Genomic DNA, 15,120 nt, shown 5'->3' on the forward strand with positions numbered 1-15,120 from the left:
TTGACGGAGGATAAAAACGATGATTTATTTTGATAATAGTGCAACGACAAAACCATATAAAGAGGTTTTAGATTCTTTTGTAACAGTATCCAGCGAATATTTTGGCAACCCCTCTTCTTTGCACAGTATGGGCGGGCAGGCGGAAAAGCTTTTATCACAGGCTAGAGAACAGGTTGCCGGTCTTTTAAAGGTAAAGGCAAATGAGATTTATTTTACCTCTGGCGGGACCGAAAGCAACAACATCGCCATTAAAGGTGCTGCTTTATTAAATCGACAAAAAGGCAGGCATTTGATTACTTCGAGTGTAGAGCATGCATCAGTCCGAGCAGCAATGGAGCAGCTTGAGCAGGAGGGATTTGAGATTACCCGCTTGCCAGTAGATGAGTACGGACGGATCTCAGTAGAAGATTTAGAAAAGGCCATTCGAAAAGAAACGATCTTAATCTCGATCATGCAGGTAAATAATGAGGTTGGAACCATCCAGCCTATTGAAGAAATAGGTAGTATTCTAAAAAAATATCCATCCATCCTTTTTCATGTGGATGCAGTACAAAGTGTTGGAAAAGTACCACTTTCTTTATATAAAAATAATGTAGATCTTTGTTCACTATCAGGCCATAAATTTCATGGCTTAAAAGGCACTGGTGTCCTATTTATACGGGAGGGAGCAAGACTGACCCCATTATTTTCAGGCGGAAATCAAGAGCGGAGGATGCGTAGCGGTACCGAAAATGTGGCAGGATTTGTTGCAATGGCAAAGGCGCTCAGGATGACAATGATGAAAAGTGATGAAGGAATTGCAGGACTGGGGAAAATTCAACATTTGCTGCGAAAAAGCTTAACCAAAATCGAAGATATTCAGATTCACACACCCGTTCAACATGCTGCACCACATATTTTAAATTTTTCTTTGAAAGGGTTAAAATCAGAAGTTTTTATCCATGCTCTTGAGCAAAATGGGATTTTTGTGTCTACGACAAGTGCTTGTTCATCAAAGAAGAAATCACCCAGCAATACATTGCTCGCGATGGGAGTCCCAGAAAGCCTTGCAGAGAGTGCTATAAGAATAAGCTTATCTTTTGATAATACAGAAGCTGAAGCCTTAAAAGTCCTCTCAGAAATTGAAAAAACAGTAAACCAACTACGAAAGGTTATGAAATAGATGAATTATGATCGTGTTCTAATACGTTATGGAGAGATATCCACCAAAGGAAGAAATCGCAATAAATTTATTGATAAATTGAAAAAGAGCGTTCGAATCGCCTTAGCCCCATTTCCAAAAGTAAAAATTGAAGCAAGCCGTGACCGGATGTATGTATTACTAAATGGTGAAAACGGAATGGAAATTATCGGGAAATTAAAGAATATATTTGGGATTCAGTCCTATAGTCCGGCAATAAAAGTTGAAAAAGATGTGGAGGCTTTGAAACAGGCCTCATATGAATTAGTTAACTCTCAATTTAAAGAGGGACAAACCTTTAAAATTACCGCTAAAAGATCTGACAAAACCTTTGAGTTGAATACAGACGGAATCAATCAAACGATTGGGGCGCATCTGTTAAAAAATATTCCAGGAATGAAAGTGGACGTAAGGAATCCGGACATTAATTTACGCGTTGAGGTTAGACCGGATGCCATCTACCTTTCTTCTGAAACTATTCAAGGTGCTGGCGGGCTTCCAATTGGTTCGAGTGGGAAGGCTATGCTCATGCTTTCAGGTGGAATTGATAGCCCTGTGGCCGGATATTTATCGATGAAGCGGGGAGTAGAAATTGAAGCCGTTCATTTTTTCAGTCCGCCTTTTACTAGTGAACGATCGAAGGAAAAAGTGATTGATCTTTCCAAAAAACTTGCAGGAATTTTTGGCTCGTTAACACTCCATATCGTACACTTTACAGATATTCAGCAAGCCATCCGTGAGCAGGTACCGGAAAATTATTCGATGACATCAACGCGGAGAATGATGTTACGGATTACAGATGAAATTAGAAAAAAACAAGAGGGCCTTTCGATTATTACCGGTGAGAGTCTTGGGCAGGTAGCAAGCCAAACGCTTGAGAGTATGTATGCGATTAACGAAGTGACGAACACCCCAATTTTACGTCCCTTGATTTCGATGGACAAAACGGATATTATTAAAATCGCTGAGGAAATTGATACCCTCGATATTTCGATTCGTCCTTTTGAAGATTGCTGTACTATTTTTGTGCCGTCATCTCCAAAGACAAAACCGAAACGAGAAAAAGTTAACCAGTATGAAAGTTATTTTGATTTTGAACCTTTAATTCAAGAGGCTGTTCAAGAGGTTGAAACACTTATTATCAAACCTGACAGCGAACATCGCTCGGAATTCAATGAGTTATTTTAAAATGTATTTGTGAATTTTTTGTGAATAATTACCAATTGATATTTAGAATGAACCTTGTGAATTCTACACATTCTATACTCACAAGGAGGTGATTATCACATGGCTAATAACAACTCTAATCAACTATTAGTACCTGGTGTTGAACAAGCTCTTGACCAAATGAAATATGAAATTGCTTCTGAATTTGGAGTACAACTTGGTGCAGACACTACTTCACGTGCCAACGGTTCTGTTGGTGGTGAAATCACAAAGCGTCTAGTTCAAATGGCTGAACAGCAATTAGGCGGCGGATTTGCTCGTTAATCAAATTTAATAAGATGGCTACAGAGAGTGAGGCATTTGCCTCGCTCTCTTTTTATTTTAAATAATATTAACAAATGAATAATAATTTAAAATTTTAGAATAATTTTGTATAATAAATTTGAGGGAATTTTATTATCTAATATTGAGGGGGAGAAGAATGAAACGCGAGGATTTAATTGCACCAGAAAAGTATAATCTTGTATCTGAAGTTGAACGATTTGCTAAAGACCCAAACAAAGTGGCATTAAAATGGGAAAATGAATCTGGTGAAACAAAGCAGGTTACATATGAGCAATTATTAAAACAAGTTAACCAAGCTGCAAATGTTTTTGCTCAAAATGGTTTGGAAAAAGGCGATGTCGTTCTCGTAATTATTCCACGCCTAATTGAAGCATATGTTGTTTACTTAGCCGCCTTAAAATCGGGGATGGTAGTCATTCCAAGCTCGGAAATGCTAAGGGAAAAGGACTTGCAGTACAGAGTTTCACATGGTGATGTGAAATCAGTTATCAGCTATTATCCTTATGTGGACCAATTTGAAAATATAAAATCAACACAGCCACTCGTTAAGTTTACAATTGGGGCAAAAGAGAATGGCTGGATTCATTTAGATGAGAATATGAAAGCGGCTTCAGAAGAGTTCCCACTAGCTGACACACTTCGGGATGATATGGCCTTTTTATCCTATACATCAGGAACAACAGGAAATCCAAAAGGGGTAGTCCATACACACGGATGGGCATTTGCTCATTTAAAGACTGCTGCAGCCAAATGGCTTTGCATCGAAGAAGGTGATACAGTATGGGCAACAGCGGGGCCAGGCTGGCAAAAATGGATTTGGAGTCCTTTCCTTTCCGTTCTTGGATCAGGGGGAACAGGATTAGTCTATAATGGGAAATTTGAGCCGAAAAAGTATTTAACTCTTCTGCAAAAATATGATGTGAATGTTCTATGCTGTACACCTACAGAATACCGCTTAATGGCAAAGGTAGATAATTTAGCTGAATACCAGCTGTCCAATCTTCATAGTGCTGTTTCAGCTGGAGAGCCGTTAAATCGTGAGGTCATTGATACATTTAGAAAATATTTCAATGTGGACGTTCGCGATGGCTATGGTCAAACAGAGAATACATTACTAGTTGGTGTGACCAAAGGGATGGAATTAAAACCGGGTTCAATGGGCAAGCCGACTCCAGGGAACAGAGTTGAAATTATCAATGATGAAGGCCAGGTCTGCGCTGTTGGGGAAGTTGGCGATATCGCTGTACACGTGGAAACACCGGCGTTATTTAAAAATTATTATAAGGATCCGGAAAGAACAGCCATGCAGTTCCGCGGCGATTATTATGTCACGGGTGATAAAGCGAAAATGGACGAGGAAGGTTATTTCTGGTTCGAAGGCCGCGGGGATGATATCATTATCAGCTCCGGATACACAATTGGGCCTTTTGAAGTTGAGGATGCCCTTGTTAAACATCCAGCTGTAAAAGAATGTGCGGTTGTTGCAAGCCCTGATGAAATCCGCGGATTTATTGTTAAGGCATTTGTAGTCTTACAAGAAAATGTTGAACTGAATGAGCCTGAATTAACCAAAAATCTTCAAGAGCATGTAAAAACACTCACAGCTCCATATAAGTATCCAAGAAAAATTGAGTATTTGACAGAACTTCCGAAAACAACTTCTGGTAAAATTCGCCGGATTGAACTGCGCCAAAAAGAAATGGAAGCAGTAAAGAAAAATTAATTTTCACAATCTAAAGGCTGGCTGGGACGTTCCAGCCTGCTTTTTTTATGGAATGAATTAGTAAGCAAAAAAATCCCCAATTAAGGTTGTTTCACGTTATAATATAAAATATTTCGAAACTAGAAAGAATAGGGGATCGAGAGATATATGAAAAAGAGTGAAACACAGCTAGGGGTCATCCATGCCGGATTTTCCTATCTTCTTTGGGGATTATTGCCGATTTACTGGAAGCTTTTAGACAATGTTAATGCAAAGGAAATTCTTGCAAACCGCATTTTTTGGTCATTTATTTTTATGGTAGTTGTTCTTATCTTCTCAAAAAAATGGGGATTATTCATAAGTACTTTTAAAGGCTTTGCCCAAAATAAAAAACAGATGTATGCCTTAATCATAGCTTCACTTCTTATTAGTATAAATTGGTTTATTTATATTTGGGCAGTAAATAGTGGTCATATGATTGAAGCAAGTCTTGGCTATTATATTAATCCTTTAGTAAGCATTTTATTGGGAATGGTTGTCTTAAAGGAAAAATTATCAGTGCCACAATATGTATCTTTCGTGTTAGCAGGGGTTGGGGTTGCGATTATCACAGCATCGCATGGGAATTTTCCCTGGATCGCCATTGGTCTTGCAGTTTCCTTCGGACTTTACGGATTGGCTAAAAAATTGATTAATGTCGATTCTGCAGTTGGGTTAACATTAGAAACTTTAGTAGTGGCACCGATCGCTGCGATATATATGGCTTTTCTTTTTGTAAATGAGTCAAATGCATTTTTAACGGCAGGTATTGGCACTAATTTGCTCTTAATTGGTGCTGGGGTCGCAACAGCAGTTCCTTTGCTTTATTTTGCAAAAGGGGCACAAAAAATTCCCCTTTCCTTACTCGGCATCCTGCAATATATCGCACCAACAATCACACTGCTGCTTGGTGTATTTGTTTATCAGGAACATTTTTCAAAAATACAGCTGCTTTCGTTCTTATTCATTTGGTCCGCCTTAACCATTTATTCTCTATCAAAAACCAAACTGTTTTCCCAGAGTGGATTAAAGGTAAGGGGAGAAAAAAGAACATAAAAGTAAAACCTTATCCTGTTTTTTAAGGATAAGGTTTTTTTATTAAAGAAATGACCGCTTTACCTTTTGCCAGAAGGAGTTGTCCTTTAATTTAAGGGTTTTTATTTTTTTGTCACTTAAGGTAATTTGGATTTTGTCCACATGACGAATGCTTAATGCCTCGTTGTCCATGCCCATTGTCGGGTGGTCGTTGCCTTCCTGGATAACCTTTAGTGTTAGTGTTCGGTCACTGCTTAAAATAAACGAAGAACCGAGGGTACGGTACCGATTATTATTAACGGAAGCGACCTCACTTACCTGCATACAGGAAAGTAAGGGGTCAACGATGGAACCGTCAACGGATTTGTTATAAGCGGTGCTTCCGGTTGGCGTGGCAACAATCAGGCCGTCACCGCGGAATGTTTCCAAATGAAGGTCATCGACAAACACATCCACTACGAGCGTTTTAATAATGGAAGAGCGGATGGAGAATTCGTTTAAGCATGGAAAAGTTCCTTGTCCATCAACAGAAACTTCAATCAGCGGATAGCAGCGAACCTCTAACTTTTCATTAAGCATTGCTAAAATCATGGATGGGACGTCTTCAATTTTAAAATCACAATACATATTTAAACTGTTTTTTATCGAAATCCCCATATAAAGGCAATCATCTCGAAAACCTGTTTTTCTAACTGCTTGGAGAAAGGCTCCGTCATCGCCAATACTGGCAATTATATTTGCTTTTCGATAATCATTCACGATGGTAAATCCATAACGTTCACTTGCTTCAAAAAGAGGAGCGGCTTTTGCAAGCACTTCAGGATCTCGCTTGTAATCATAATAAATATTGCGTCTTTCTGTCATGGCAGGGCCCCCTTAGTTAAGAACTGAAATATAGAGTTTCCCCTATATTCAATTTAATCATTGGTAAATTAATGTTTTAATGCATTTAGTTTAGCATGTTTAAGAAACAATATGAATGAATGAACGTAAAAGTTCAGAGTTTTGACAAAAGGGGGAAACGTATTGACTGGAAAACGCTGGGCCGCACTTGGAATTGCAGCCGTTCTATTTATTGGATCAGTCATCATTAATCTATTATCATCCTTTGCTTTTAAAGGAATTGAAACAGATATAAATGACTTGATGAATTCTGATAAGCCATATTTAGAGGAAGTGGTTCAAAATGGAAGCGAATTAAAGAAAATCGTCATCCTTGATATAAATGGAGTAATCCAGGACTCAGGGGACTCAGAATCGATTTTACAAAGCCCAGGTTATAACCACCAGGAGTTTATGAAGAGGCTAAATTATATTAAAAAGGATGATACAGTTAAAGGAATCATTATCAAAGTTAATTCTCCTGGAGGCGGGGTGGTAGAAAGCGCAGAAATTCATGATAGATTAATGGAAGTCCAAAGGGATACGAAAAAACCAGTATATATATCTATGGGCTCCATGGCAGCATCAGGAGGATATTATATTTCAACGGCTGCGAAAAAAATCTATGCCAGCCCTGAAACTCTTACGGGCAGCCTAGGGGTAATCATGGAAGGTATTAATTATCAGGGACTGGCAGATAAATACGGTGTAGATTTTGTCACGATAAAAAGCGGAAAATATAAGGATATCATGAGCCCAACTAGAAAAATGACTGACGAAGAACGGCAAATTTTACAACGAATGATTGATAATTCATATGAGGGATTTGTCAAAGTGATTTCTGAAGGGCGTCATATGACTGTGGAGCAAGTTAAAAAAATTGCAGATGGCCGAGTTTATGATGGCCGTCAGGCGAAGGATTTAAATCTTATCGATGGATTCGGCTATTTAGATGATGTCATCTCGGAGATGAAAAGAAATGAAAAGCTTAAGGGTGTCAAGGTGGTGCGTTATACAGATGATCTCGGACTAGGTTCCTTATTTAATTTAACAGCAAAAAAATGGATGGGTGATCGCGTTGAAATGACAGGTCTTTTAAAATTACTTTCCAAGCCTAATTCGCCGCGTCTCATGTATCTTTATGCTAAATAGGGGGTCTATAAATGGAATCGAATGATTACTCTGCCGGAGAAAATGTAGTTTTAGAAAGAATGAATAGTCAGGTTCGCTATGCAGGCTTTTGGATGCGGTTTTGGGCCTATCTCCTTGATTTAATCGTTATCGGCAGTATCGGGCGCATTTTAATCAAGCCAGTCTTTCGCGGGCTTGATCTATCGTTATCCGAATTGAATATGTTTGCCCCGATTTCTATTGCATCTGCTGTCATCTTTTATTTGTATTTTGTGCTGATGACAAAATACTTCAATCAAACGCTCGGGAAAATGGTGTTTGGATTAAAAGTAATTGAATTTAATAAAGAAAAATTAACATGGGGAACCATACTTTTTCGCGAATGGATTGGCCGGTTTATTTCAGCAACAACAATCCTTGGATACCTTATTGTCGCATTTTTACCTAAAAAACAAGGAATACATGATCTTTTCACTGACACTTCAGTCATTCATGTCGAACGATAAAAATGGAACTATCAACTTCGTTGTTGATAGTTTTTTTGTGAATGGGAAATACTAACATGCGGAAAGGTTGTGAATATTTTGTTTTGGCTGTTACTTTCCTTGTCTATCTTGTTGCTCTTATTTATCCTTATCATATTTTCTAATTTAACGATTCTTGTAAATTATTATCACCATAACGACAATGATGATTTAAAGGTAGAGTTAAGGATTTGGTTCGGATTAATTAAATATAAAAAACATATTCCATTAATCAAGTTGGATGATAACTCCCCAAGCATTGTGGTAGAAGACGATTCATCCGATAAAAATGTCAAACAAATTACTCCAAATGATATGCTTACGAATCTACAAAATACGAAAGAAATGCTGAAGCATGTTTTTGGAATGCATGTGATCGTGAGGAAGTTCTTTCGGAAAGTCACGATAAAAAAATTCGAGTGGCACTCGATGATTGGGGTTGGCGATGCTGCTCATACGGGAATGGCGACAGGTGCGTTATGGGCGGTAAAAGGGGGGATTATTGGAATGCTGAGCCATTTTTTAAAGCTAAAAGAAATGCCTCAATTGACGGTTACCCCGCATTTTCAAGCAGTTGTTATTCACACCCAGTTAACATGTATTTTTCAGTTTCGAATCGGGCAAGCTATTCTAGCAGGATTAAAACTGATTAAATTCTGGAAGGGCGGGAAACCGCACTTAAAAAGCAAAGCAAATATTTCAGATGAAAAAATGAAATCTATTTGAACGAGGAGGATACCTTCATGTCCGATCATCCAATTCAAGGTTTAATGACAACGGCAATGGAAAGCTTGAAAGAAATGATTGATGTAAATACGATTATTGGGGATCCAGTTGAAACCCCAGACGGAAGTGTCATTTTAACAGTTTCAAAGGTTGGATTTGGATTTGCTGCCGGGGGCAGTGAGTTTAAGATGGATAGTTCCCAGTCCCAGTCCGGCGGCCAAAAACAAGACCAAGGGCAAAGTCAGGGGCAAGCCAAGCTGCCATTTGGCGGCGGTAGCGGCGGCGGTGTATCCATTACACCAATTGCCTTTTTAATTGTTAACTCACATGGAGTCAAAATGCTTCACTTAGACGAAAGTACCCATTTATATGAGAAGATTTTAGAAGTCGCACCGCAGGCGGTCGATAAAATTCAGCAAATGTTCTCAAGGAAAGATGATGGAAGACAACAAACTAACCATCAGACTAAACATGATTTAGATTTATAAAGAGAAAGGTTAATCTTCCTAAAGACGAGGAAGATTAACTTTTTTCATGAAATGAGATTTCAGAAAGCTTTATAATTGCAAAAATAATTCTGAAAAGATATATTTACACTGTACATAATCAAAGGAGGATGATAGTATGGCAAATGTTACTTTCAAGGGGAACCCGATTACATTACTTGGTAATGAAGTAAAAGTAGGAGACAAAGCTCCAAATTTCTCTGTGCTTGCAAATGACTTATCTGCTGTTACTTTAGACAATACAAAGGGGCAGGTTCGTTTAATCAGCTCAGTACCTTCACTGGATACTGGTGTATGTGATGCAGAAACTCGCCGTTTTAATGAAGAAGCTAATTCTTTAGGTGACGTTAAAATCTTAACCATCAGCAATGATCTTCCGTTTGCACAAAAGCGCTGGTGTGCAGCAGCTGGAATCGAAAATGTACAGACATTATCAGATCACCGTGACCTTTCTTTTGGTGAAGCATATGGCGTAGCAATCCAAGAATTAAGATTATTAACTCGTGCCATTTTTGTTGTGGATTCAAGCGACACAGTTACCTATGTAGAATATGTAAGTGAAGCTACCAACCACCCTAACTATGAAGCAGCACTTGAAGCAGCAAAAGCTGCAAAATAAATTTAAATAATTAAGGTCTCGTCAATTGGCGGGGCCTTTTTAGTTGTTTAAATTTTTATTTTTCGTTTAAAATGAGTAAGGAAATTTATAAATGGGGAGTATCAAAAATGAAAATAACTCCAACAGAACAGTTATTTACTTTATTCAATGAAACAGCTCTTATTCTGCAGGAAGAATTAGATTGTACCTACCTAGAAGCTCTGGCTGAAACAGGGGAGAATTTATTTCAAGGCGCTATTCTTCAGGAGGAACTAAGTGAATTAACCGTTAAAAGGTTGAAGAAGCAATATGAAGAAATTCATTTACAAAAGTTTTCGAATGAGGAAATCCGCAAAGCGTATCAGCTGGTTATTCTAAAAGGGATGAAGGAAAATGTTCAGCCCAATCATCAAATGACCCCTGATACTGTTGGAATGCTTGTAGGCTATCTTGTTGATAGATTTTTAAAACAATCAAGCTTCCGATTGCTGGACCCGGCTGTTGGTACCGGAAATTTATTAACAACAGTTCTAAATCAGCTAAATAAAAATGTAGCCTCCATTGGTGTTGAGATTGACGATCTTTTAATTAAGCTTGCCTATGTCAATGCTAATTTACAGGAACATCCAGTCCAGCTTTTTAATCAGGACAGCCTGGAGCCGTTATTCATTGATCCTGTTGAAGCCGTCATCGCGGACTTGCCTGTTGGATTTTATCCAAATGATGTAAGAGCAGCAGATTATCAACTAAAAGCAAAGGAAGGCCATTCTTTTGCCCACCATTTATTTATTGAGCAAAGTGTCCGGCATACAAAGCCTGGAGGCTATTTATTCTTCATCATTCCAAATGGACTGTTTGAAAGTGAACAAGCTGCCCAGCTGCGGGAATATTTTAAAGATCAGGTTATCATCCAGGGATTGCTTCAACTGCCGACAAGTATGTTTAAAAATAAAAATGCGGCAAAGAGCATCTTAATTTTGCAGAAAAAAGGAGAAGACGTTCAGCCGCCAAAGCAAGCGCTGCTTGTTGATCTGCCAAGTTTGTCATCTGCAGCGGAAATGGATAAAATTTTAATAAAAATGGAAAAATGGTTTCAAGAAAATAAAGGATAAAATCGGTAAAAACAGCCGGTTTTATCCTTTTTGATTATTCGATTAATTTGAATATAATTATATTTTTGCTGAAAACGTTCCCAGCTAAATTATTTCTTGAAATGTGAATTATACCGTGATTTAATGAGGAATTGAGAGAAAGAAACAAGGTCGGTTTGCACAAAATAAAGTTGTATTAATTTCGTATACTCCAACCGATGTTGTTATATAAAAGGAGCGTCAGCAAAATGGCAAAAGTTATTGCAATTAATGCAGGAAGTTCGTCCTTAAAGTTTCAATTGTTTGAAATGCCAAGTGAAAATGTAATTACAAAGGGTCTTATTGAACGGATTGGTTTAAAAGATTCTATTTTTAATATCACAGTAAACGGTGAAAAAATACAAGAGACTAATGATATACCAGATCATGAAGTGGCTGTAAAAATGCTTTTGGATAAACTAACTACCCTTGGTATTATTGCTTCACTTAATGAAATTGAAGGAATTGGCCACCGTGTCGTACATGGGGGAGAAGAATTTAATGATTCGGTCCTAATCACGGAGGAAGTCATGGAGAAAATTCAAGAATTATCGGATTTAGCGCCTTTGCATAATCCTGCAAATATCACAGGAATCCAGGCATTCAAGCGTGTGCTTCCAGATGTTCCGGCTGTTGCGGTGTTTGATACAGCCTTCCATCAAACAATGCCAGAGAGTTCATTCCTTTATAGTCTTCCATATGAATACTACGAAAAATATGGAATACGAAAGTACGGTTTTCATGGAACGTCTCATAAATATGTATCCCAGCGTGCTGCAGAACTATTAGGTCGTCCTGTAGAACAGCTTCGATTAATTTCTTGTCACCTTGGGAATGGGGCGAGTATCGCAGCGATTGAGGGCGGAAAGTCAATTGATACTTCCATGGGCTTTACACCTCTTGCAGGCGTAACAATGGGAACTCGTTCCGGAAATATTGACCCTGCTCTTATTCCGTTTATTATGGAGAAAACCGGGCAATCGGTTGAAGAGGTACTTGATGTACTAAATAAAAAGAGTGGTATGTTAGGTGTAACAGGCTTCTCCAGCGATTTAAGGGATATTGAAATCCAGGCAAAGCAAGGAAATAACCGGGCACAGCTTGCCCTGGATGTGTTTGCAAATCGCATTCATAAATATATCGGTTCATACGCTTCACGTATGTATGGAGTTGATGCGATAATTTTTACAGCAGGTATTGGCGAAAACAGTGATGTCATTAGAGAAAATGTCTTAAAAGGTCTTGAATTTATGGGTGTTTATTGGGACCCTGCTCTAAATAAAGTCAGAGGTGAGGAAGCTTTTATTAATTACCCTCACTCTCCGGTTAAGGTCATCATCATTCCAACAAATGAAGAAGTAATGATCGCAAGAGACGTTGTTCGTTTAGCGGCCATTTAATCATCAAAAAGGCAAAGGCAGGTAACTGCTTTTGCCTTTCTTTGTGCTATACTGATGGTAAAAGATATAAAAAGGAGGAACCTAAACATGCCGCTGACTGACCGCGAGAGCAGAGTCTTGAATGATATTCGCGAATGGGAAAGGAAAATACTTAACTATGAAGCAAGCGATTTTCGTTTAACATATGAAAAATATTTAGAACGTTCCTTTTCCTTACTGCCTGAGGATGTTCAAAGACAGTTTTTTTCGGTCATAGATAGCTGGTTGTTTTATTTACATGGAATTATCCAGGGTTCCCAGCTTCAAATGGATGCGAAGAACAGAATTCTTTCTTCGGGGAGAACTTTTCGGAAGGATATCGAAAAAATAGAAGATTTAAAACAATTAGAGATTGATCAATTGCAATACATAGCTGACCAGCAAATAGCGAGGCACCGTTTGTATTCGTTTGTCCAAGGGGGATTTGCAGGTACTGGTGGCCCGCTCCTATTGGGAACCGATATTCCCGCAATAGCGGTTATTAATTTAAGAGCAGTTCAATTAATTGCGTGTGTCTATGGGTTTGAAGTGAATTCCCCATACGAAATGATGTCATCACTCAAGGTTTTTCATACGGCTACATTGCCCCCGGGAATTCAAAAAGACGGGTGGTCCTCCTTGATGGAGGACATAGAAGCTAATGGTGATCCTTATTTTTATGAAGGCAGGGAAGAAATCACCGATATCACCTGGCTGGAGCAGCCTGTCCAACAATTATTAAAAGCGATGGTGATTGCCTTGTTTAGGAAAAAACTGATTCAAGGGGTTCCACTAATCAGCATGGCCATTGGTGCTGGTGCAAATTATCAATTAACAAAAAATGTAACTGATTTGGCCCATAAATATTATCAACTTCGCTATCTAATGGAAAAAGAGGAGTCTTTTGAATGAGCACTAAGGAGCATAAACAAGAAGCGCCTAAAACGGTAAATTGTAAGGTCATCACGGTCAGCGATACGAGAGAGAAGGATACAGATAAAAGCGGAAAGCTAATGATTGACTTACTTGAACAAGCAGGGCATAAGGTTGTAGACTATGTGATTGTGAAAGACGAAACGGCGCCAATAGAAACGGAAATTCTCAAAGGCTGCAGGCGTGATGAGATCGATGTCATTTTAACGAATGGCGGAACTGGGATCGCGAAGCGCGATGTTACAATTGAAACGGTTCAAAATCTTTTGGATAAGGAAATTGTCGGCTTCGGTGAATTATTCCGAATGCTAAGTTATCAAGAGGATATTGGAGCCTCGGCCATCCTTTCAAGAGCGATTGCCGGTGTGGTCCAAAATAAAGCTGTATTCTCGACGCCAGGCTCAACCGGTGCTGTTAAGTTAGCAATGAATAAATTAATCCTGCCTGAACTTGGCCATGTAGTGAGAGAAATAAAGAAAGATTTATAAAATGAGAAAACTCCCTGTTTCGGGAGTTTTTTTAGTGATGGGATTTAGCAGATAAACTTTGGTTTGCACGGAACCATAACCATAAATCATTAATAATTGAGGCCAAATCTGCTATTTCCGTATTTAATTGACATGAACGCTTGAAGTCACTTTCATCGGAAAGCTGTGCTTGTTTATGATTGATATCGTTTTCGAGATCGGCAATCCGGTCAGGAATGGAGCCGCGGATTTGTTCCCAATTAAATAAAATGTCTTGCTGGGTTTCTTTACTATATTCGTCCCATTCATTTGTTAAATCAGGCAAGTAAATACCTAGACGTTCATCGAAAGAAAAATGCTCTTTCATTTTTTGCCTCCAAGCTTGAGTAGTTATATTAATTGTACTACACATCTAGTATTCATTCACGATAAAACTATTAAAAAAGCACGAAACCGGATTTGCTTCGTGCCTTATCGTTATTAACTTTCTTTTTCTGTACGGACAACAAGAACGTCACATGGAGCATACCGGGTAATATGTTCAGAGACACTTCCAATAAAGAACCTTTCGACAACATTCATTCCAGTCGCTCCACAAAGGATTAAATCAACCTTGTGCTTTCTAGCTAATTCTCTAGGGATTCTTACCTTAGGAGAGCCAAAATCAATTTCATATTGAACTTCTGGTAAACCAGCATCCATTGCCTGTTGTTGATAGTTTTCAAGCATATCCTTGGCCAGCTTTTCTGCGTGATTACCAATGACAGTATCGTAGGCTTCTACTAATGCAAATGATCTTGTGTCGATTACATGGACTAAAAGTAGTTTGGCATTATTTCTTTTGGCAATTTCAATTCCTTTTTTAAATGCCCAATCAGCTTCCTTTGAACCATCAACTGCGACTAAAATATTTTGATATTTAAGTCCCATGATCATCATCTCCTCACCCTTATTATACAAAATTTAACAACGTATAACTGTTGCAATTTTTCGAACAATAATTAGGAATCTTACATTGAAAAGGAGAATTATTTGATGGTTAATGGTGACCCTAATAAGCAGTTTTCATTTGAGTTTGATGAACAAGGGGCAAATGAAGTTAGTGAGCAAATTTTTGATTCATACAATACGGGTTTTATAGATCAAGGAACTGCGCTTGCTGATAGTGATGATTTTACGTCAGTTGAAGAATAAGCACGAAAAAGAAAGAGACTGTCCTGAACTGGATAGTCTTTTTTGCTGGACAAATGTCTTGGGAATTTAGTATTAGAAGGGCATTTACCCAAGAATTTGGTTTAGCTGTTGCATATTCTTAAGTGTGCAATTTATTAATAAAA

The 15,120-nt window shown here is 38.3% G+C and carries 18 protein-coding genes; 15 read left to right on the forward strand and 3 right to left on the reverse strand.

Features of this window, described 5'->3' with window-relative positions; genetic code table 11:
- Positions 1-19 precede the first annotated feature (19 nt).
- From LC455_RS11395 to rarD, 5 genes are all read left to right on the forward strand, one after another.
- A complete protein-coding gene (locus tag LC455_RS11395) occupies positions 20-1,162 on the forward strand; it encodes a cysteine desulfurase family protein (protein ID WP_223590982.1) in 1,143 nt (380 codons plus the stop codon).
- On the forward strand, positions 1,163-2,368 hold the full coding sequence (gene thiI / locus LC455_RS11400; protein ID WP_223590983.1) for a tRNA uracil 4-sulfurtransferase ThiI: 1,206 nt from the start codon (positions 1,163-1,165) through the stop codon (positions 2,366-2,368).
- A 99-nt stretch (positions 2,369-2,467) separates the two neighbouring features.
- A complete protein-coding gene (locus LC455_RS11405; RefSeq protein ID WP_223590984.1) occupies positions 2,468-2,671 on the forward strand; it encodes an alpha/beta-type small acid-soluble spore protein in 204 nt (67 codons plus the stop codon).
- 157 nt (positions 2,672-2,828) lie between these two features.
- On the forward strand, positions 2,829-4,415 hold the full coding sequence (gene mbcS, locus LC455_RS11410; protein WP_223590985.1) for an acyl-CoA synthetase MbcS: 1,587 nt from the start codon (positions 2,829-2,831) through the stop codon (positions 4,413-4,415).
- Positions 4,416-4,562: 147 nt separating this feature from the next.
- Entirely contained in the window at positions 4,563-5,489 is a 927-nt protein-coding gene (gene rarD / locus LC455_RS11415) for an EamA family transporter RarD (RefSeq protein ID WP_223590986.1), read from the forward strand.
- A 42-nt stretch (positions 5,490-5,531) separates the two neighbouring features.
- On the opposite strand, the gene LC455_RS11420 is transcribed toward rarD, so the two are convergent.
- On the reverse strand, positions 5,532-6,332 hold the full coding sequence (locus LC455_RS11420) for an NAD kinase (RefSeq protein ID WP_223590987.1): 801 nt from the start codon (positions 6,330-6,332) through the stop codon (positions 5,532-5,534).
- Between the two features lie 162 nt (positions 6,333-6,494).
- On the opposite strand from LC455_RS11420, the gene sppA reads away from it, so the two are divergent.
- The 9 genes from sppA (at position 6,495) to LC455_RS11465 (ending at position 13,804) form a co-directional block, all read left to right on the forward strand.
- Positions 6,495-7,502 (forward strand): signal peptide peptidase SppA, encoded by a 1,008-nt coding sequence (gene sppA / locus LC455_RS11425; RefSeq protein ID WP_223590988.1) that lies wholly within the window; start codon positions 6,495-6,497, stop codon positions 7,500-7,502.
- A 59-nt stretch (positions 7,503-7,561) separates the two neighbouring features.
- Entirely contained in the window at positions 7,562-7,987 is a 426-nt protein-coding gene (locus LC455_RS11430) for an RDD family protein (protein ID WP_223591632.1), read from the forward strand.
- 69 nt (positions 7,988-8,056) lie between these two features.
- Entirely contained in the window at positions 8,057-8,731 is a 675-nt protein-coding gene (locus LC455_RS11435) for a DUF2953 domain-containing protein (protein ID WP_317851429.1), read from the forward strand.
- 17 nt (positions 8,732-8,748) lie between these two features.
- Positions 8,749-9,219: a GerW family sporulation protein gene (ytfJ, locus tag LC455_RS11440; RefSeq protein WP_223590990.1), complete on the forward strand. Its 471-nt coding sequence runs from the start codon at positions 8,749-8,751 to the stop codon at positions 9,217-9,219.
- A gap of 136 nt (positions 9,220-9,355) precedes the next feature.
- Complete coding sequence (gene tpx, locus LC455_RS11445) at positions 9,356-9,856, forward strand: thiol peroxidase (protein WP_223590991.1); 501 nt, start codon at positions 9,356-9,358, stop codon at positions 9,854-9,856.
- A 107-nt stretch (positions 9,857-9,963) separates the two neighbouring features.
- Positions 9,964-10,947 (forward strand): class I SAM-dependent methyltransferase, encoded by a 984-nt coding sequence (locus LC455_RS11450; RefSeq protein WP_223590992.1) that lies wholly within the window; start codon positions 9,964-9,966, stop codon positions 10,945-10,947.
- A gap of 227 nt (positions 10,948-11,174) precedes the next feature.
- Complete coding sequence (locus tag LC455_RS11455) at positions 11,175-12,365, forward strand: acetate kinase (protein WP_223590994.1); 1,191 nt, start codon at positions 11,175-11,177, stop codon at positions 12,363-12,365.
- Positions 12,366-12,452: 87 nt separating this feature from the next.
- A complete protein-coding gene (locus LC455_RS11460; protein WP_223590996.1) occupies positions 12,453-13,295 on the forward strand; it encodes an EcsC family protein in 843 nt (280 codons plus the stop codon).
- Positions 13,292-13,804: a MogA/MoaB family molybdenum cofactor biosynthesis protein gene (locus tag LC455_RS11465; protein ID WP_223590998.1), complete on the forward strand. Its 513-nt coding sequence runs from the start codon at positions 13,292-13,294 to the stop codon at positions 13,802-13,804. Before LC455_RS11460 ends, LC455_RS11465 begins: the two co-directional genes overlap by 4 nt.
- Before the next feature lie 31 nt (positions 13,805-13,835).
- On the opposite strand, the gene LC455_RS11470 is transcribed toward LC455_RS11465, so the two are convergent.
- Together LC455_RS11470 and LC455_RS11475 are read right to left on the reverse strand one after the other, a co-directional pair.
- Positions 13,836-14,150 (reverse strand): hypothetical protein, encoded by a 315-nt coding sequence (locus tag LC455_RS11470; RefSeq protein ID WP_223591000.1) that lies wholly within the window; start codon positions 14,148-14,150, stop codon positions 13,836-13,838.
- 113 nt (positions 14,151-14,263) lie between these two features.
- The gene (locus LC455_RS11475) at positions 14,264-14,713 is read right to left on the reverse strand and encodes a universal stress protein (RefSeq protein WP_223591002.1); all 450 of its coding nucleotides are present in this window, start codon (positions 14,711-14,713) and stop codon (positions 14,264-14,266) included.
- A 105-nt stretch (positions 14,714-14,818) separates the two neighbouring features.
- Between LC455_RS11475 and LC455_RS11480 the strand changes: the two genes are divergently transcribed.
- Positions 14,819-14,977, forward strand: a complete 159-nt coding sequence (locus LC455_RS11480; RefSeq protein ID WP_223591003.1) for a hypothetical protein — start codon at positions 14,819-14,821, stop codon at positions 14,975-14,977.
- Positions 14,978-15,120: the final 143 nt, after the last annotated feature.

It is taken from the genome of Neobacillus bataviensis, assembly GCF_019969725.1.